The following is a 17,370-nucleotide window of genomic DNA, read 5'->3' as shown; positions in this document are numbered from 1 at the left end:
TCAGGCCACCCGGAAGCGGCCGACCAGGGCTTGTTGCTGTTCGGCCAGACGGGCCAGTTCGCGACTGGTGACGGCGGTCTGTTCGGCGCCGGCGCTGACCTGGATCACCAGGTCGTTGATGTCGTTGACGTTGCGGCTGATCTCTTCGGCGACCTGGCTCTGCTGTTCGGCGGCCGAGGCCACCTGGATGTTGCGGTCGTTGATCAGGGTCACGCCCTCGGCGATCTCGCCCAGCAGCTCGCCGGCGCGGACCACGTTGCTGGCGCCGGTCTGCACCTGGCTCAGGGTCTCCTGCATGGCCTGGGTAGCACGGTCGGAGCCGCTCTGCAGATGAGTGATCATCTGCTGGATGCTGCCGGTGGATTGCTGGGTCTTCTGGGCCAGGGAGCGTACCTCGTCGGCCACCACGGCGAAGCCACGCCCGGCTTCGCCGGCGCGCGCGGCCTCGATGGCGGCGTTGAGGGCCAGCAGGTTGGTCTGCTCGGCGATGCCGCGGATCACGTCCAGCACCGAGGAGATGGCATCGCTTTCCTGCTTGAGTTCGGCGATGATCTCCGAGGTCCGCTCGGCCTGCACCGACAGCCCCTGAACCAGGCCGATGGTGGCCTGCAATTCGCGGCGGCCCTGGCTGGTGTTGCCCTCGACCTGGCGCGAGCCTTCGGCCGCCTCGGTGGTACTGCGGGCGACGTCCTTGACCGTGGCGCTCATCTCGGCGATGGCGGTGGCGACCTGATCGGTCCCCAGACGCTGCTGGGCGACGTTCTGGCTGGTCTGGATGGCGACCGCCGACGCCTCTTCGGCGGCGGTGGCGACCTGCACGGTGGCGGCGCCGATCTCCTGGATGACCTGGCCGAGCTCCTGGCTCATCAGATTGAGGTTGCCGGTGATGGTGCCGAACTCGTCCTTGCCCTGGTAGGCGCAGCGGGCGGTGAGGTCCCGGGTGGCCAGGCGGGTAAGGGTGCCGTTGACCTGTTCGACCGCCTGCTTGATGTTGCGAATGATCACCCAGGCCAGCGCCGAGACGGCCACCAGCACCAGCAGCACCAGGCCGAGGGTGGTCCAGAGATCGCGACTGGCGCCCGCACGGGCCTGTTCGGCCTGGGCGCCGACGCTGGCACCCAGGTCCGCCTCCACCTGGCCCATCAGGTCGATACGTTGGGTGGCCAGGTTGAACCAGTCCTCCGGCTTGACGCCCAGGGCATCGCCAAGCGGCACGGTGAAGGCCAGCTGTTGCAGGCGGGTGACTTCCATGGCGCTGGGCTGCTTGAAGGTGTCGTCAAGCTGACGGATGAATTCAGGCGTGGCCTTGCGCTGGAAGGCGTCGGCGTAGGCGGAGAATTCGCCCAGGTTGCGGGCGAAGCGCGACAGCAGGCCAGCGTCGAAGCGATTCTGGTTGAAGGCCAAGCCCAGCAGTACGCGCTCGCGGCCGGCGCGTTCCTTCATCTCGACGAAGAGATTGAGGGCGCCCAGGGCGCGCAGGATTTCAGGATCATCAACACCCGCTTCGAGGGCATGGGTGTAGCCGATCAGCGCCTTGATCAGGTCGGTGTAGGCCGCGCCGGACTGGGTGCTGTTGAGCGCCAGGCCATCGACCTTGCTGCGCAGGTCACGCAGGGTGTCCAAGGCGCGCATGGCGGTCTGGATGGCGGCGTCGTTACCGGTGGCCAACGCACGTAGGTTGTTCTGTGCCTTATCGCTATCTTCGCGGAAGGTCTTGAGCTTGTCCTGCATCGACTTGCCACCACTGCCGAGGAACACGCCGCTGGCACCGCGCTCGCGCTGCAGGCTGGTGACCAAGGCACTGACGCGCTCGGCCGTGGCACTGGCGGTCACGGTGTGCTCCATGTTCTTGAGCGTTTCGTAGCGATCGGCGGTGTAGAGGCCCGAGATCACCAGGAAGCCGGCCAGGGGCAGGAGCAGGATCAGCAGGAGTTTGGTACTGAGAGGGGCGTTCCTGAGCATCGTGAAAGTCTCTGAGGCGGTCAGCGGGTGCGCCGACGACAAGGTAAGGAGCCGGCGAGTCGAGGTCGATTCCGAATATGTCGGCACCTGCAGACGAACCTTTATCGTCAGATTATTTTTTGCTGCGAGCGTGGGGGTGAGACGCACTGCCAGGCGATAAACCTGGTGGTCTGAGCGGCGTCCGGGAATGCCGGACGCTATCATCAGACTTCAATCAGCCCAGCTGTGCCCTGATGAGCAGGGCGTAGCCCAGCACCAGCAGCGGCCAGCCCACCACTGGCCCGAACACCAGGCGCCACAGCGACAGGCGCGGCACGAAGCCCACGCCGTGGACCAGCCCGGCCGAGACGCCGAGCATCACCGCCATCAGCAACGGATGGCTGTACTGGCCGCTGGCGTCGAGCATCAGCCCCGGGTGGATCAACAGCAGCAGCGCCAGGGGCGCCGCCAGCAGCAGGGACAGCGTTCGCCCCAGCGGGTGGACGCGGGGCAGGGCCTCAGCACTCGGCATCGTCATGGATATCGAGCTCCCGGGTGCTTTCCAGCCAGAGGGCGTTGATGATGCCGAAGCTCGCGGCGAGCAGGACACCGAGGATCCAGGTGAAGTACCACATGAAGGAGTCTCCTTGAGAGGGGCTGATCAGTAGAGGCCGTGGGGGTTGGCGTCGATGAAGCGGTCGTCGACCTTGCCCCACATGCGCACGTAGCTCCACAGGGTGTAGGCCAGGATGAGCGGCACGAAAATGGCCGCGGCGACGAACATGATGCCCAGCGTCTTGTGGCTGGAGACGGCGTCCCAGATGGTCAAGCTCGAGGCCGGGTCCAGGCTCGACGGCAGCACGAAGGGAAACAGCGCGCAGCCGGCGGTGGCGAGGGTGCCGACGATGGCCAGGGACGTGCCGGTGAAGGCCAGGCCGGCCTGACGCCAGCTGCTGCCGAGCAGCGCCAGGACGCTGCCGAGCGCGGCCAGCACCGGGGCGAGCAGGGTCAGCGGCTGGGTATGGTAGTTGGCCAGCCAGCCCGGATTGCCGGCGGCTACCACCTTGTGCAGCGGATTCAGGGCGCTGCCTGGATCGCCCTGGCTGACCAGCATGTAGCCGTCGAAGCCGTAGGCCAGCCAGACACCGGCCAGACCGAAGGTGACGAGGTGGAGCAGGGCGCACAGGCCGGTGGCCCGGCGGGCGCGCTCGCCCAGGGCATGGTGGGTGCGCAGCATCAGCCAGCTGCCGCCATGGGCGCAGAGCATGGCCAGGCTGACCGCGCCGCTGAGCAGGGCGAAGGGGTTGAGCAGGGCGAAAAAGCTGCCGCTGTAGGTGGATCTCAGGGTGTCGTCGAGTTGGAAGGGCACGCCCTGGAAGAGATTGCCGAAGGCCACGCCAAACACCAGGGCCGGTACCAGGCTGCCGGTGAACAGGCCCCAGTCCCAGGCGTTGCGCCAGCGGGTGTTGTCGAGCTTGCTGCGGTAGTCGAAGCCCACCGGACGCAGGAACAGGGCGAAGAGCACCAGTAGCAGTGCCCAATAGAGCCCGGAGAAGGCGGTGGCATAGACCATCGGCCAGGCGGCGAAGAGGGCGCCGCCGGCGGTGATGAACCAGACCTGGTTGCCGTCCCAGTGCGGCGCGATGCTGTTGATGGCGGCGCGGCGTTCCTTGTCGGTCTTGCCGATCAGGGGCATCAGGATCATGGCGCCCATGTCGAAGCCGTCGGTGAGGGCGAAGCCAATCAGCAGGACGCCGATCAGCACCCACCAGGTGAGCTTGAGCACTTCGTAGTCGAACATGGCAGTCTCCTCAGGCGTTGGCCGGTGCGACGGGCTTGGCGGTGGCGGCCTGGCGCAGGGCGTCGCCGACCTGGGCAGCCCGTTCGTGGAAGTAGCGGCCGGTGTGCAGGCTGCTCGGGCCGAGGCGAGCGAAGCGGATCATCAGGTACATCTCCACGATCAGCAGCAGGGTGTAGAAGGTCACCAGGGCGCCGATGGAGCCCCACAGATCGGCCGGGGCCAGGGTCGAGGCCGACAGGTGGGTGGGCAATACCTCGCTGATGGTCCAGGGCTGGCGACCGTGCTCGGCCACCCACCAGCCGGTCTGGGTGGCGACCCAGGGCAGCGGCAGGCTGAACAGGGCCCACTTCAGCAGCCAGGGCTTCTTCAGCTCGTTGCGCCGGGTCGAGGCCCAGAAGGCGCAGATGAACAGCGCCAGCATCAGCACGCCGCTGGCGACCATGATGCGGAAGGTCCAGAACAGGCTGGCGACCCCAGGGATGGTGTCCCGCGCGGCCTGCCGGACCTGCTCGGGGGTGGCCGTGGCGGGATCGTTGACGTATTTCTTCAACAGCAGGCCATAGCCCAGGTCCTGCTTGTGGGCGTCGAAGGCTGCGCGGGTGGCGGCGGAGTCGTCGCCGGCACGTAGCCGCTCCAGCAGCGCGTAGGCCTGGGCGCCGTTGCGGACGCGGGCCTCGTATTGGCTGACCAGATCCTTGATGCCGGTGACCTGTTCGGTGGTGGAGCGGGTGGCGATCAGGCCCATCAGATAGGGGATCTTCACCGCGTAGTCGGTGCGCATCTCCTGTTGATTGGGGATGCCGAACAGGGTGAAGGAGGCCGGGGCTTCCTCGGTGTTCCACTCGGCTTCGATGGCGGCCAGCTTGACCTTCTGGACCTCGCCCACGCGATAGCCGGATTCGTCACCCAGCACGATCACCGAGATGACCGCGGCGGTACCGAAGGCGGTGGCCACGGCGAAGGAGCGCCGGGCGAAGCCGATGTCGCGGCCCTTGAGCAGGTAGTAGCTGGAGATCGCCAGCACGAAGATGGCGCCGGTGACGTAGCCCGAGGCGACGGTGTGGACGAATTTCACCTGGGCCACGGGGTTGAGCAGTAGGGCACCGAAGTCGGCCAGCTCCATGCGCATGGTCACGTAGTTGAACTCGGCGCCGACCGGGTTCTGCATCCAGCCGTTGGCCACCAGGATCCATAGGGCGGAGAGGTTCGAGCCCAGCGCCACCAGCCAGGTCACCAGCAGGTGCTGACCCTTGGACAGGCGATCCCAACCAAAGAAGAACAGCCCGATCAGGGTGGATTCGAGGAAGAAGGCCATCAGGCCCTCGATGGCCAGGGGCGCACCGAAGATGTCGCCGACATAGTGGGAGTAGTAGGCCCAGTTGGTGCCGAACTGGAACTCCATGGTCAGGCCGGTGGTGACGCCCAGGGCGAAGTTGATGCCGAACAGCTTGCCCCAGAACTTGGTCATGTCCCTGTAGACCTGTTTGCCGGTCATCACATAGACCGACTCCATGATTCCCAGGATCACCACCAGCCCCAGGGTCAGGGGCACGAAGATGAAGTGATACAGCGCGGTCATGCCGAATTGCAGGCGTGACAGGTCCACGACGGATTCCGAGATCATCCCGGCAATCTCCTCAGAAGGGGGAAAGGGTGCTAGTCCAGCAGGTGGGCGCTGACCGCCTGGGTGGCGTCGGGCGGGACCGTGGGGGCGCTGAACCAGAGGCTCTTGATCACCATCAGCAGTGCCAGCTTGATCAGCAGGATGACCAAGAGTTCTTTGACCAGGCGTCCGTTCATGGCGACCTCGCGAGCCGTGGCGCCCCTCCAGGGCGGAGTGGCGGCTGCATGCAGGATGCGCCTGCTGGCCCTGGGCAAAACTGATCCAGATCAATTGGCCAGTGGCCATCGCCTGGGGCAGGTTGTCGCAGCCGTTCAGGTCGGGTTCAGAGGCGTTAAGACAGCGTTAAGACGCCAGGGCGCAAGGTAGCACCGTGACTGACGCCGGACCGCTTCCGCGGTGACGCCAGCCCCCATGTTCAAGACCGGAGAATCCACCATGAACGTCTTCAACAAGATGGCCGCACTCGCCCTGCTCAGCACCGCCAGCTATACCGCCATGGCCGCCGAGATCAATGAAAGACGCGCCCAGGCGGCGCTGCAACCCAAGGCGGCGCACGCCGAGGTCGTGGCGGTTCAGCAGCAGGCATCGGCACGCTGGGACCAGGTGCTCGATCCCCAGGCCTATGGCCAGGCCGCGGTGCGCTATCAGGCGCGGGCCGTGGATCCGGCGTTGCTGCGAGGCGTGAACGTCGGCTAGCGCCGAGGCCGGCCCGCCTGGGCAGGCGACAGCGCGGGCCGGGCGGATGCCGGGCCCAGTCTGCATGCTATGTTGAACCCCTCGAGACGTGTGGAGGGGGACGAAGATGCAGACTGTCGCGGCCATGGCAACAGGCCTCAAGCCGCTGCGCTGGGAGGCACATGCCTGCCTGCCCCTGGTGCCGGGACAGGACATGTCTAGCTTGAGTCGCTATCGCGACGCCGGCTTCCATCATGTGTCGATCAATGTCGGCATGGACATGACGCCTTTCACGACGGTGCTGCAAACCCTCGCCGGCTTCCGTGCCTGGCTGGCTCGGCATGACGCGCACTTCTGTCTCGTCGGCGAGGTGGCCGACCTCCACCGGGCGCACGAACAGGGCAAACTGGCCGTTTCCTTCGATCTCGAAGGCTCGACCATGCTGCTCGACGACCCGGCGATGGTCGGGCTCTATGCCGCCCTCGGGGTACGCCAGATGCTGCTCGCCTACAACCGCGACAACGCCTGCGCCGGGGGTTGCCATGGCGAGGGCGGCGGTCTGACGACGCTGGGTCGCGCGGTGGTGGCGGCCGGCAACGCCGCGGGCATCACCCTCGACTGTTCCCATGCCAGCGAGCGTGCCAGCCTGGAGATCATGGCGGTCTCGACCCGGCCGGTGGTCTTCTCCCACACCAACATCAAGGCGCTCCATGATCATCCCCGGACGATCAGCGATCGGCAGATCCGCGCCTGCGCGGAACAGGATGGCGTGATCGGCCTGACCGGGCTAGGCATCTTTCTGGGTGATCCCGAGGCGTCGGTGGCCAGCTATATCCGCCAGATCGACTACCTGGCGGAACGGGTCGGGACCCGTCATATCGGCATCGGACTGGATACCGAGTTGTGCCCTGACGACCATGACCTTCCTGCGGGAGTCGACGCTGAAGACTGGTGGCCAGCACGTCACTATGGACAGCCTCACGGTCATACCCAGCTGCAACCGGAGGCGCTACCCGAGCTCAGGCAGCAGCTGGCCGGCAGGGGTTACAGCGACGTCGATATCGATGCCATCCTGGGCGGTAATTTCCTGCGCATCGCAAGTCATACCTGGCCGTCTTCGGCTGCCTGAGTCCTTGCGTAGACGGCGGAACGTTCGGCGCGGCGGCGTGCTCAGCGCAGGCAAAGCCCCTTCGTGGTGATCCCTGGGTTAGACGTACTGCGCCGCCGCGTAGCCCGAAGCCCAGGCCCACTGGAAATTGAAGCCGCCCAGATGGCCGGTGACGTCCAGCACCTCGCCGATGAAGTACAGGCCAGGCGACTTGAGCGACTCCAGGGTCTTGGACGAGACCTCGCGGGTGTCGACGCCGCCCAGGGTGACCTCGGCGGTGCGATAGCCTTCGGTGCCCGCCGGGATCAGCTGCCAGTCGTGCAGCCGCGCCGCGATGGCCTTGAGTTCGTCGGGGGTGTACTGCTTCAAGGGCTTGGACTGGAACCAGCTGTCGGCGAGCAGGGTAGCCATCTTCTTGGTGAACAGCTCGCCCAGCAGCGTCTTGAGTTCGCTGTTGGGGCGCGCCTGGCGCTGTTCGGCGAGCCATTGCACCAGGTCGAGGTGGGGCAGCAAGTCGATGCTGAGGGTGTCGCCCGGTTGCCAGTAGGAGGAGATCTGCAGGATCGCCGGACCGCTCAGGCCACGGTGGGTGAACAGCAGATTCTCGACGAAGCTCTGGCCATTGCAGCTGATCCGGCAGTCTTCCACCGCCGTGCCGGACAGTGCGCTGCAAAATTCCTTCAGCTGGGGATCGGTGATGGTGAAGGGCACCAGGCCGGCGCGGGTCGGCAGCAGCTGGTGGCCGAACTGGCGGGCGACCTGATAGCCGAAACCGGTGGCGCCCAGGGTCGGGATCGACAGGCCGCCGGTGGCGATCACCAGGGATTCGCCGCGCACCGGGCCCAGGCTGGTCTGCAATTGATATCCGCCTGGGTCGAGGCGGGTGATCTCCTGCACCGAGGTATCGAGGCGGATGTCGACGCCGCCCTGTTCGCACTCGTCCAGCAGCAGGGCGAGGATGTCGCTGGCCTTGTTGTCGCAGAACAGCTGGCCGAGCTTCTTCTCGTGGTAGGGCACGCCATGCTTGGCCACCAGGGCAATGAAATCCCACTGGGTGAAACGCGCCAGGGCCGATTTGCAGAAATGCGCATTCTGCGAGAGGAAGTTGGCCGGCTCGCAATAGAGGTTGGTGAAGTTGCAGCGGCCGCCCCCGGACATGAGGATCTTCTTGCCCGCCTTGTTGGCGTGATCGAGTACCAGCACCTGGCGCCCGCGCGCCGCGGCGCTCAGGGCGCACATCAAACCGGCCGCGCCGGCCCCGATGATGATGACCTGGGTATCGAACACTCTTGACTCCTTGCCTGCAGATAGGGGGCCACCGGCCCGCGGCGGCGCATGTTACCTGATCGCCCGCGCTGCAGGGGTGGCCGCTGTCGGCCCGCCCTGGTGCTCCGTCGCGCCCGCTCCTGCGCGGTCGCCGCGGGCGGCGCAGGGCGGTCGTCACCTAAGCGTGGGCCAGTGCCTCAGCGTTGCCGGGACCGTGCTAGGTCGCCAGATGCGTCTCGGGCTCGGCCAGGATTCCCTGCAGCCGGCGCGACAAGGCTTCCGCCGAGTAGGGCTTGTGGAGCAACTCGAAGCCCTGGGCGCCATTGGTCGCCAGCACCTGGCTGTAGCCGGAGGTCAGCAGGATCGGCAGGTCGCGATAGAGGCGTCTGATCTCGATGGCCAGTTCGAGTCCGCTCATGCCGGGCATGACGACATCCGAGAAGACCACGTCGAACTGGTCTGGCTGGTCGGCGAGCAAGGCGAGGGCGCTCTCGGCAGTTACGGCCAGCACGGCGTGGTAGCCGAGATCGCTCAGCAGATCGACGGCGAAGGTACCGACCTCGAGATTGTCTTCGACCACCAGGACGGTGATCCCGCCACCGTCGGCCGTTGCCGTGGCGTCATTGAAGGATGACGGCTGCCCGGTCGTTGGGGCGACCGGCAGATAGAGGTGGAAGGTCGTCCCGCGGCCGATCTCGCTCGTGACCCGTACCTCGCCACCGGACTGCTTGATGAAGCCGAACACCTGGCTCAGGCCGAGACCGGTGCCCTGGCCCACTCGCTTGGTGGTGAAGAAGGGCTCGAAGATCTGCTCCAGGTGCTCCCGGGCGATGCCGCTGCCGTTGTCCGCCAGGGCGATGGCCACCGCCGGCAGGGCGAGTTCGGGCTGTGCCGCGTTGGCCGGGATGCAAGCGACGGTGCTGACGCTGATGATCAGGCGACCGGCACCGCTCATGGCGTCGCGGGCGTTCACCGCGATGTTCACCAGGGCGGTATCGAACTGGCTGGGGTCGGCATAGACCAGGCAGGGGTCGTCGCTCAGGTCGAGTTCGATGCCGACGTGCGAGCCGAGCAGGGTTTCCAGCATGTCGCTCATGGCCAGCACATTCTCCCGGGCGGAAAACACCTCGGGTGCCAGCGTCTGGCGGCGGGCGAAGGCCAGCAGCTGGCCGGTCAATCTGGCGGCGCGATCCACGGTGGTGGAGATCGCTTCCAGGTAGCGCTCGCGGCGGGCTTCGCTGAGGTTCGGGCGCTTGAGCAGGTCGCAGGAGGTACGGGCGACTGTGAGCAGGTTGTTGAAGTCATGGGCGACGCCGCCGGTGAGCTGGCCGATGGCTTCCATCTTCTGCGCCTGGCGCAGGGCGTCCTCGGCGGCCGCGAGATCCAACGTCTGCTGGCGTTGCTGGGTCACGTCGCGCACAGTGGCGTAGATCAGTTCGCCATTGCGCGTGGCATTCCAGGAAAACCAGCGGTAGGAACCGTCGCGATGGCGGTAGCGGTTTTCGAAGCCGACCAGCGCAATGCCCTGCTTGACGTCGCGGAACGCCTGACGCGTGGCAACGAGGTCGTCGGTATGGACAAAGGCCAGGAATGGCTGGGCCTTGAGTTCTTCGAGCGACCAGCCCAGGGTCAGCTGCCAGGCCGGATTGAGGTTGACGAAGAAGCCCTCGAGGTCCGCCACGCACAGTGGATCGGTCGAACAGTTCCAGATCTGATCGCGCTCGGCGGTGCGCTCCGAGATGCGCTGCTCCAGTTCGCTGTTGAGCGCGGCGATGGCTTCGGCTCGGGCCTGCTGCGCCTGCTGGGCGAGGATGCGGCTGCTGATGTCGCGGGAGATGCAGACGATCTTCACCTCGCCGGTGCCGGCCACCGCGAAAGGCGAGCAGGACACCTCCCACCAGCGTGGCTCGCCACGGGCCGTGGGGCAGAAGCCCTCGACCCGGGTGGTCTGGCCGTCGACGGCACGCTTGACGGCATGGCGGATCTTCTCGACTTCCTCGTCCGGCCAGAGCGCCGCGTACTCGCGGCCCATCACCTGATCGACGGACCGCAGCTGGTTCAGCTCCAGGCCCTGGGCGTTCATGAATTCGATATGACCCCCGGCGGAGAGGACCTTGACGCAGTCCAGGCTGGCCTGGAGCAGGCTGCGGGAAAAGCCCTCGCTGTGCAGGACGTTGCGGGCGGCGAGGAAGCGGCGCTGGGCGCCGATCTCCAGCGCGATCATGCCGGCGAAGAGTTCGAAGGCGGCCAGTATCTCGGGGCTGCTCGGTGTGGCCGGTCGCGGGTCGATGGCGCAGAGGGTGCCGAAGAAACAGCCGTCGTCCAGCACGATGGGGACCGAAATATAGCTGCGCAGGCCGTAGCGCCGGGGCGTGTGATGGTGACGGTAGCGGTCGTCCAGCGCGACGTCGTCGATCGCCACCGGCTGGCGATGGTCGCGGATCTCGTCGCAGATGGTCGATTTGAGTTCCAGCTCGCCCCCGGGCTGGAGGCCGAAACCGATGAGATCGAGGGTGCTGCAGGCGATCCAGTGGTCGTCGGTCACCCGGGCGACGGCGGCGAAGCCCATGCCGGTCATCCGGCAGACCACGTCCAGGATCTTGGGCACCGCAGCGATCTCGGCGATGAGCTCGAGGTCCTGGGCCAGGGCGTACGAGGGGACGGGAGTCGAGGTGAGAATGCTCATCGGGTCGCTCGTACGGTTGCCTGCCCGGGCAGCAGGGAAGATGGCGAGCGACAGGCTGAAGCCTCCAGGAACGATGCCAGAGGGATTCGTCACAGGCCGTGCGCGGCCAGTATAGCGAGCATCCAAGCGAAGCGGGGGACGGGATGCCCGCTAAGTTGCGAGGGGCATCTCCGTCTTTGGCCTGCGGCCGCCGTCGGCGTTGCCGTGCGGCCGGGGTGGCGGGTCGAGCGCCGACGGTCAGCGGATTCCCGCCAGCGGCGGCCGTCGGTCCGCCCAGGGCTGGACGCGTTCCAGCTGGGCAGCCAGCGCCAGCAGGGTCCCTTCCTCGCCGAAACGCGCGGCGAAGTGACTGCCCAGCGGCAGGCCATTGCCGGTCCACCAGAGCGGCACCGACATGGCCGGCTGGCCGCTGGCATTGAACAGGGCGGTGAAGGGCGAATAGCTGTGGAAGGCCGCGATGACCTCGGCCAGCGGACGCTCCCCGTTGCCACCGTCCAGTTCGCCCAGGCGTGGCGGCTCGCGGGTCAGGGTCGGGGTGAGGATGAGGTCATGGTCGGTGAGGAAACCGGCCAGGGTGCGACCCAGGGCATGCAGGCCTTCCACCGCGGCGGCGTAGCGATGGGCGGGGATGTCGCCCCGCTCGCGCAGGATCACCCGGGTCCGCGCATCCAGCTCCTCTTCGCTGACCGCGGCACCGCGCATCGCGCTGAGCACCTGCAGGTAGTGACGGGTGCTGGGACCGATGATGTCGAACACCTGGTCGAGAAAGCGTGGCAGGTCCACCGGCAGGGTCGCCGGTTCGACGTGATGGCCAAGGCTTTCGCACAGCCGGGCGGTGTGGCGCACCGCGGCCAGGGCCTCGGGGCCGCTCGGCCAGGGCGCCAGGTGCTCGACCAGGGCGATGCGCAGCGGTTTCGGATCGCGCTCCAGCAGGCTGGCGAAGGGGACGGCGTGGGCCGGAGCCGCATAGGGCGCGCCCAGATCGGCACCGGCGGTGGCATCCAGCAGCAGGGCGTTGTCGCGCACCGACAGGCTCATGGCATGGGGCGTGCCCATGCCGGCCCAGCCTTCACCGACCATGGGCCCAGAAGGCATCCGGCCACGACTGGGCTTGAGACCGAAGATCCCGCAGCAGGACGCCGGCACTCGCAGCGAGCCGCCACCGTCGTTGCCATGGGCGAAGGGCACCACTCGCGCGGCGACCAGGGCGGCCGCGCCGCCGCTGGAGCCGCCGGCGCTGTGGGCGGGATTCCAGGGATTGGCGGTGGCGCCGAAGCGGCGGGACTCGGTGCTGTAGGAGGTACCGAATTCCGGCGAGGTGGTGGTACCGACGAACAGGCAGCCGGCCCGACGCAGGCGGGTCACCAGTTCGCAATCGAAATCCGGTCGGGCTTCGCCCAGGGCGAGGGAGCCATTGGTCATGCGGGCACCGGCCAGCGGGGTGAAAAGATCCTTCACCAGGGTCGGTACCCCGGCGAAGGGCGCTGACAGGTCGAGCGGTGCCTTGGCCGCCGCGCGGGCCTGGTCATACAGCCGTTCGCTTACGGCATTGAGGTCGGGTTCCACGGTGTCCAGGCGTTCGATGACGGCTTCGAGCAGCTCGCTCGCCGTGATCTCGCGCTGCCGCAGCAGCGTCGCCAGGCCGTGGCCGTCTTGGGTGTCCAGCAGGGGTTGCAGGCTATGCATGGAAGATCCTCGAGCAGAAGTCAGGAAGAGCGCGACGGGGTCGGCAGGGCGGTCTTGCGTCGCAGCAGGCCGACGGCGGCCCAGGCGAGGGCGGCGACCAGGGCGGCGCTGGCCAGGGCGCGGATGGCCAGGTGCAGATCGCCGGCGAAGGGCAGGACCGCGGCCACCACCAGGGGGCTGGCGAACGGGCCGAAATAGAGGCAGCCGGTATAGCCGCCCATGCCGCGACCCCGGGCCCGGGCGCTCAGGGCGCCCATCACCGGTGCCATGGTGTTGGGCACCAGCATGCCGACGCCGAGGCCATGGATGGTCACCGCCACCAGCACGGCTTCGTAACTGCGGGCGTTCACCAGCAGCCAGAGCCCGATGCCCATGCAGGCCAACAGCACGGCATTGCAGCCGGCCAGGCCCCACCAGCGGCGCAGCAGCGGCCACAGCAGCGGCCCGCCCAGGGTCGCCAGCAGGCCAAGGCCCGCCGAGGCGCCGATCAAGGTGCTGGAGGTCACGCCCAGTTGCACCAGCAGCAGCGGACTCTGGATGGGCACCACCACGCTGAGCACCATGCCGGCGAAGACCAGTAGATAGTTGACGATCAGCGGCAGCGGCGCGCTGTGCTGGGGGCCCTCATCGACGTGGCTCTGGGCGCTGGCGTGGCTGGGCTCCCACAGCAGCCGCAACATGAAGGGCACCAGCAGCAGCGGCAGCAGATAGAGATAGAAGGGCGTGCGCCAGGAATGCTCGCCGAGCGCGCCACCGACCACGAAGAACAGCGAGCCGACCAGGCTGATGGTGATGACCTGGCCATTGACATAGGCCAGGCGCTTGCTGCCCTGCCAGTAGTCGGCGATCAGGGTCACGCAGCAGGTCATCACCGCCGCCTCGGCCAGGCCGAAGACCAGGCGGGTGAGGGTGATGGCCGGCAGCGACTGCAACAGTGCCGGCAGCATGCCGAGCACGGCGTAGCACAGCGTCGCCAGGACCAGCAGGCGCTTGCGACCCAGGCGGTCGGCCAGCCAGCCGGCCAGGGGCGCGAAGAGGGCGATGGCCAGGGCGGGGCCGGTCATCGCCAGGGGGATCAGCAGATCGGCACGAGGTTCGACCGGGCCGAATTCGGCACCCAGCTTGGGAATGATCGGGGCGACCATCACCGAACCCATGATGGTCAGGCTGCTGCCGAGCAGGAGCACGGCGCCCTGGCGCCGACCGGCCAAGGGGCTGGAGGAGGCTTTGAGTGTCATGGGCGGATCCTCAGAAGCTGTGGGAGAGCCGCACGGCGAGGGTATAGCCCTCGGCGCGGTTGCGGGCGTCGATGTCCTTGTAGAAATGCACCCAGACCGGCGGCAGACCCGGCTGGAAGAAGCTCAGCGCCGGACCCAGCGCCAGTACCCGGGCACGATTGCCACGGCTGAGGCCGGGGGCGTCGTCGTCGGTGAGCTGGCGGTAGTAGTAGCCGCCCAGGCCTAGGGTCCAGGGGCCGATGTGCTGGCCCACGGCGAATTCGTGGCGGTATTCGGTGCCGCTGCGGTAGTCGGTGGCGTGGTTGCGGCTGTTGAAATCGGCCTGGAAGCTGGACGACACCTCGAAGCCCGAATCGGTGATGTAGCTCAGGTTGAGCATCGGCGAGATGGTCCAGTGGTTGGTGCCCGGATTGACCAACCGATTCTTGTCATAGTCACCGGTGGGCGCCTGCACCTGGAACCAGAAGTTCACCCCCAGGTTGCGCGAGGGCTCCCACTGCAGGATCAGTGGAATCACCTGGAAATCGGCCTGGCGGAAGAGGTCGGCGCTGTCGGAAAACACCGGGACGCCATTGGCCTTGATGGTGAGGTCCGCGTCCATCTTGAAGAAGGGCGCCACCCCGCCGAAGCCGTAGCGGGCGCCGAGCACCCGGGTATCTGTCATCTTCAGGTAGGCCAGGCCCAGGGACAGGACATCGATGGAAAAGTCGTTGCCGTTGTCGCGGCCATGACTGTCGCGAATGGACGTCGCCCGGTAGTAGTTGGCACGCAGGCCAAGGGTGCCATGGGGCGTGGGCGGCGGGGTAAAGCCGGCGCCGAAGTTGTAGACACCGAAGGCGGTGGTGGGGGAGCCGTTCTCGGTGGCAAGGCTTGCTGCGGTCATCCCCAGGGCGGCGAGGCCGACGGCGAGGACGTGAAACGGACGGGTAACGTTCATGGAGTTCCCTCTTCTTATTGGCCAGTTCAGCCTGAGGGAAAGCCGTTACCCGCCGTTAGCCAGATTCAGCACTTTTGCCCGGCGGCCTTGAGGGTGGTGGAAGGCAGTTGCCCGAACAGCGTCTGGTAGTCGCGGGCGAAGCGGCTGAGATGGCAGAAGCCCCACTGGGCGGCGACGTCCTGCACCGACTCGCCTGCGCCCCGGCGCAGGGCACGATGCGCCGCATTGAGGCGCAAGGTACGCAGATAGGCCAGCGGATTGATGCCCAGGGTCTCCTGGAAGCAGTACTGCAGCTTGCGGCGACTGGCGCCGACTCTATTGCACAGTTCGAGGATGCTGGGCGGCTGATCCGGATGGGCCAGGGCGTACTCTCGTGCCCGCCGGATCACCCGCAGTCGAGCGCTCGGTGCCAGTTCGTGGGGCTCGCCGGTGTCGAGCAGATCGAGCAGGTGCATCAGCACGGTGTCGCGCAGCATGGCACGCGCGCGCGGCTGCGCCAGCCAGGTCAGGATCTGCGCCTCGGGGGTGAAGAGCTCTTGGGCCAGCCGTGCCAACTCCAGATAGGCACCCCCTGCCGGTAGCCGATAGCAGCCGGGCAGGTCGCGCACGCCCAGGGTGCTGTGCTGGCAGGCCAGCAGTCGCGCCATCTCGGCTTCCTGCAGGTTGATGCAGAGCAATTCGAGATTGGCCGGGGTACGCAACTCCGGCAGGTTGTCCCCGCGTGCCACCAGCAACTGGGCCTCGTGGAGGGTATGACCGGCGCAGTGCAGGGCGCCAGCGTTGCGGATGGGCAGGCTGAAGGTCAGGGTTTCTCCCTGGGCCTCGCCGCTCTTGAGCATGGCCTGGTTGGATCTGTCCCGCAGCAGGCTGATGTCGTCCAGCCAGAGGTCGCTGAGTTCGCCCTGGAAGCGGCCCGCGGACAGCTGATCGTATTGCATGCGCCAGCCCTCGACGCAGAGCGCGTGCTCGTCGATGTCACCGGTATACCGATGCCGGACGCGCGGCGGTAACGCGAGGGAGCCGTCTTGGTGCATTTAGGAAACCTTTTGGGTAGCAAAGGGCCGTTGGCGCGGGAGCTACAAGTTTCGTACCTCAAGGCGGGAGTGCGCGGCAAAGGTGCCAAATTTGGCTAGTGCAGCAGGTTCTGCTCACCGCCTCCGCAGCAGGGCGCCGTTGATTGGCTACCCTGGGAGGACCCCACAAGAAGGATGCAGCCGATGCGCCATCTGTCCTCTGGATCTTTGCGCCCCGCGCTCGGGACCATTGCCTGCCTTACCTGTGCCACCATCTGTGCCGCCACCTCGCCGGCAACCGATATCCCCGCTCGGCAAGAGGTGTTGACCTTCACCTCGCTGACCCTTAGCGATCAGCAATTCCTGACGGGGGACAAAGGCGGTACCGAGGTCCTGCTCGGTGGCGTGCTGTCGCTGCCTCCAGGCGCGGGCAAGGTCCCGGTGGTGATCCTCCAGCATGGTTCGGGAGGCCTGGGCGCCAACATCACCTATTGGCAGCGGCGGTTCAATCAGGTCGGCATCGCCACCTTCGCCGTGGATGGCTTCTCGGGCCGGGGCATCACCAGTACCGCCACCGACCAGGCCCAGCTGGGGCGGCTCAATTTCGTTCTGGATGACTATCGCGCCGGCGCCCTGCTCGCGCGGCACGCGCGAATCGATCCAGGCAAGATCATCCTCATGGGCTTTTCCCGCGGTGGGCAGGCCTCGCTCTATGCGGCCATGGCGCGCTTCGACAAGCTCTGGAAAAGCCAGGATTTCCAGTTCGTCGGCTACCTGTCGTTCTATCCCGACTGCTCGATCACCTTTCGCGAGCAGGACAGGGTCGTCGCCAAGCCGCTGCACGTGTACCACGGACTGGCCGACAACTACGATCCCTATTCCCGTTGCGAGGGCTATTTCGCGACGCTCAAGCAGCAGGGCGCCGATCTCCGGGTTCATACCTATCCCCACGCCGAGCATGGCTTCGACAATCCCTATGTCTGGAGTCCGGTGGTGGTCGCGAAGGACAGCCAGACCGTGCGTGACTGCCGGATCGCCGAGAACGCCAAGGGTGAGTTGATCAATCAGCAGACTGGCAAGGTCTTTTCCTATAAGGACAGCTGCGTCGTGCTGGGCCCCAAGGTCGGGCCTGATGCGGCGGCGACCCGGCAGGCCACCCGGGATGTCCTGGAGGCGCTAAAGGCCCTCGTGAACTAGGGCTGACCCCTGACCAGCCCTGGTCTCGCCAGAGGGTGCCCATCCAGGTGCGGCGGAGCAGCACGCCGTCAATGGCTGGCGGCTGCTGGGAGCGATGGTCCTGGGATGATTGCAGGCCTGCGCCAAACAGCTGGCAGCCTCATTTCCCCTATGTCCTTGTTGCGACTACAGTTGTCTGACTAATCCAATAAGGCCAAC

The 17,370-nt window shown here is 66.8% G+C and carries 15 protein-coding genes; 3 read left to right on the top strand and 12 right to left on the bottom strand.

What is annotated here, in order from left to right:
• The 6 genes from FEZ61_RS06620 to cydP form a co-directional block, all read right to left on the bottom strand.
• On the bottom strand, nucleotides 1-1,962 hold the full coding sequence (locus FEZ61_RS06620; protein WP_017641421.1) for a methyl-accepting chemotaxis protein: 1,962 nt from the start codon (nucleotides 1,960-1,962) through the stop codon (nucleotides 1-3).
• A gap of 214 nt (nucleotides 1,963-2,176) precedes the next feature.
• On the bottom strand, nucleotides 2,177-2,473 hold the full coding sequence (locus FEZ61_RS06615; protein ID WP_173148111.1) for a cyd operon YbgE family protein: 297 nt from the start codon (nucleotides 2,471-2,473) through the stop codon (nucleotides 2,177-2,179).
• Nucleotides 2,460-2,576, bottom strand: coding sequence for a cytochrome bd-I oxidase subunit CydX (gene cydX / locus FEZ61_RS06610; RefSeq protein ID WP_017641419.1), 117 nt, complete (start codon nucleotides 2,574-2,576; stop codon nucleotides 2,460-2,462). Before cydX ends, FEZ61_RS06615 begins: the two co-directional genes overlap by 14 nt.
• A 26-nt stretch (nucleotides 2,577-2,602) precedes the next feature.
• On the bottom strand, nucleotides 2,603-3,742 hold the full coding sequence (gene cydB, locus FEZ61_RS06605; RefSeq protein WP_173147894.1) for a cytochrome d ubiquinol oxidase subunit II: 1,140 nt from the start codon (nucleotides 3,740-3,742) through the stop codon (nucleotides 2,603-2,605).
• A gap of 10 nt (nucleotides 3,743-3,752) precedes the next feature.
• Entirely contained in the window at nucleotides 3,753-5,366 is a 1,614-nt protein-coding gene (locus FEZ61_RS06600) for a cytochrome ubiquinol oxidase subunit I (RefSeq protein WP_173147892.1), read from the bottom strand.
• A gap of 32 nt (nucleotides 5,367-5,398) precedes the next feature.
• Complete coding sequence (gene cydP, locus FEZ61_RS06595; RefSeq protein WP_017641416.1) at nucleotides 5,399-5,542, bottom strand: cytochrome oxidase putative small subunit CydP; 144 nt, start codon at nucleotides 5,540-5,542, stop codon at nucleotides 5,399-5,401.
• A gap of 259 nt (nucleotides 5,543-5,801) precedes the next feature.
• On the opposite strand from cydP, the gene FEZ61_RS06590 reads away from it, so the two are divergent.
• Nucleotides 5,802-6,062 carry a hypothetical protein gene (locus FEZ61_RS06590; protein ID WP_160922747.1) on the top strand — a complete coding sequence of 87 codons (261 nt, stop codon included), beginning with the start codon at nucleotides 5,802-5,804 and terminating at the stop codon, nucleotides 6,060-6,062.
• 106 nt (nucleotides 6,063-6,168) lie between these two features.
• On the top strand, nucleotides 6,169-7,170 hold the full coding sequence (locus tag FEZ61_RS06585; RefSeq protein WP_173147890.1) for a membrane dipeptidase: 1,002 nt from the start codon (nucleotides 6,169-6,171) through the stop codon (nucleotides 7,168-7,170).
• Between the two features lie 78 nt (nucleotides 7,171-7,248).
• Here the strand turns inward: FEZ61_RS06585 and FEZ61_RS06580 are convergent, their stop codons facing one another.
• The 6 genes from FEZ61_RS06580 to FEZ61_RS06555 form a co-directional block, all read right to left on the bottom strand.
• Complete coding sequence (locus tag FEZ61_RS06580) at nucleotides 7,249-8,436, bottom strand: NAD(P)/FAD-dependent oxidoreductase (protein WP_173147888.1); 1,188 nt, start codon at nucleotides 8,434-8,436, stop codon at nucleotides 7,249-7,251.
• Nucleotides 8,437-8,632: 196 nt separating this feature from the next.
• Nucleotides 8,633-11,101 carry a PAS domain-containing protein gene (locus FEZ61_RS06575; RefSeq protein WP_173147886.1) on the bottom strand — a complete coding sequence of 823 codons (2,469 nt, stop codon included), beginning with the start codon at nucleotides 11,099-11,101 and terminating at the stop codon, nucleotides 8,633-8,635.
• Nucleotides 11,102-11,338: 237 nt separating this feature from the next.
• A complete protein-coding gene (locus FEZ61_RS06570; RefSeq protein ID WP_173147884.1) occupies nucleotides 11,339-12,787 on the bottom strand; it encodes an amidase family protein in 1,449 nt (482 codons plus the stop codon).
• 20 nt (nucleotides 12,788-12,807) lie between these two features.
• On the bottom strand, nucleotides 12,808-14,025 hold the full coding sequence (locus FEZ61_RS06565; RefSeq protein ID WP_173147882.1) for an MFS transporter: 1,218 nt from the start codon (nucleotides 14,023-14,025) through the stop codon (nucleotides 12,808-12,810).
• A gap of 10 nt (nucleotides 14,026-14,035) precedes the next feature.
• A complete protein-coding gene (locus FEZ61_RS06560; protein ID WP_017641409.1) occupies nucleotides 14,036-14,962 on the bottom strand; it encodes a transporter in 927 nt (308 codons plus the stop codon).
• Between the two features lie 65 nt (nucleotides 14,963-15,027).
• Nucleotides 15,028-15,996, bottom strand: coding sequence for a helix-turn-helix domain-containing protein (locus tag FEZ61_RS06555; protein ID WP_017641408.1), 969 nt, complete (start codon nucleotides 15,994-15,996; stop codon nucleotides 15,028-15,030).
• Between the two features lie 183 nt (nucleotides 15,997-16,179).
• Here FEZ61_RS06555 and FEZ61_RS06550 point away from each other — a divergent pair, with 183 nt between their 5' ends.
• Nucleotides 16,180-17,172, top strand: a complete 993-nt coding sequence (locus FEZ61_RS06550; protein WP_242455104.1) for a dienelactone hydrolase family protein — start codon at nucleotides 16,180-16,182, stop codon at nucleotides 17,170-17,172.
• Nucleotides 17,173-17,370: the final 198 nt, after the last annotated feature.

Origin of the sequence: Pseudomonas sp. MS15a(2019), assembly GCF_013277805.1 — a bacterium.
GTDB classification, from domain to species: Bacteria; Pseudomonadota; Gammaproteobacteria; order Pseudomonadales; family Pseudomonadaceae; genus Chryseomonas; species Chryseomonas benzopyrenica.
The sequence above is the reverse complement of the archived record's forward strand: the minus strand, read 5'-3'. Positions and strand labels throughout refer to the sequence as shown.

What these genes read in the sequence shown, in the direction of transcription:
- FEZ61_RS06620 (WP_017641421.1), bottom strand. Translation starts at nt 1,962, where the DNA reads ATGCTCAGGAACGCCCCTCTCAGTACCAAACTCCTGCTGATCCTGCTC.
- FEZ61_RS06615 (WP_173148111.1), bottom strand. Translation starts at nt 2,473, where the DNA reads ATGCCGAGTGCTGAGGCCCTGCCCCGCGTCCACCCGCTGGGGCGAACG.
- cydX (WP_017641419.1), bottom strand. Translation starts at nt 2,576, where the DNA reads ATGTGGTACTTCACCTGGATCCTCGGTGTCCTGCTCGCCGCGAGCTTC.
- cydB (WP_173147894.1), bottom strand. Translation starts at nt 3,742, where the DNA reads ATGTTCGACTACGAAGTGCTCAAGCTCACCTGGTGGGTGCTGATCGGC.
- FEZ61_RS06600 (WP_173147892.1), bottom strand. Translation starts at nt 5,366, where the DNA reads ATGATCTCGGAATCCGTCGTGGACCTGTCACGCCTGCAATTCGGCATG.
- cydP (WP_017641416.1), bottom strand. Translation starts at nt 5,542, where the DNA reads ATGAACGGACGCCTGGTCAAAGAACTCTTGGTCATCCTGCTGATCAAG.
- FEZ61_RS06590 (WP_160922747.1), top strand. Translation starts at nt 5,802, where the DNA reads ATGAACGTCTTCAACAAGATGGCCGCACTCGCCCTGCTCAGCACCGCC.
- FEZ61_RS06585 (WP_173147890.1), top strand. Translation starts at nt 6,169, where the DNA reads ATGCAGACTGTCGCGGCCATGGCAACAGGCCTCAAGCCGCTGCGCTGG.
- FEZ61_RS06575 (WP_173147886.1), bottom strand. Translation starts at nt 11,101, where the DNA reads ATGAGCATTCTCACCTCGACTCCCGTCCCCTCGTACGCCCTGGCCCAG.
- FEZ61_RS06570 (WP_173147884.1), bottom strand. Translation starts at nt 12,787, where the DNA reads ATGCATAGCCTGCAACCCCTGCTGGACACCCAAGACGGCCACGGCCTG.
- FEZ61_RS06565 (WP_173147882.1), bottom strand. Translation starts at nt 14,025, where the DNA reads ATGACACTCAAAGCCTCCTCCAGCCCCTTGGCCGGTCGGCGCCAGGGC.
- FEZ61_RS06560 (WP_017641409.1), bottom strand. Translation starts at nt 14,962, where the DNA reads ATGAACGTTACCCGTCCGTTTCACGTCCTCGCCGTCGGCCTCGCCGCC.
- FEZ61_RS06555 (WP_017641408.1), bottom strand. Translation starts at nt 15,996, where the DNA reads ATGCACCAAGACGGCTCCCTCGCGTTACCGCCGCGCGTCCGGCATCGG.
- FEZ61_RS06550 (WP_242455104.1), top strand. Translation starts at nt 16,180, where the DNA reads ATGCGCCATCTGTCCTCTGGATCTTTGCGCCCCGCGCTCGGGACCATT.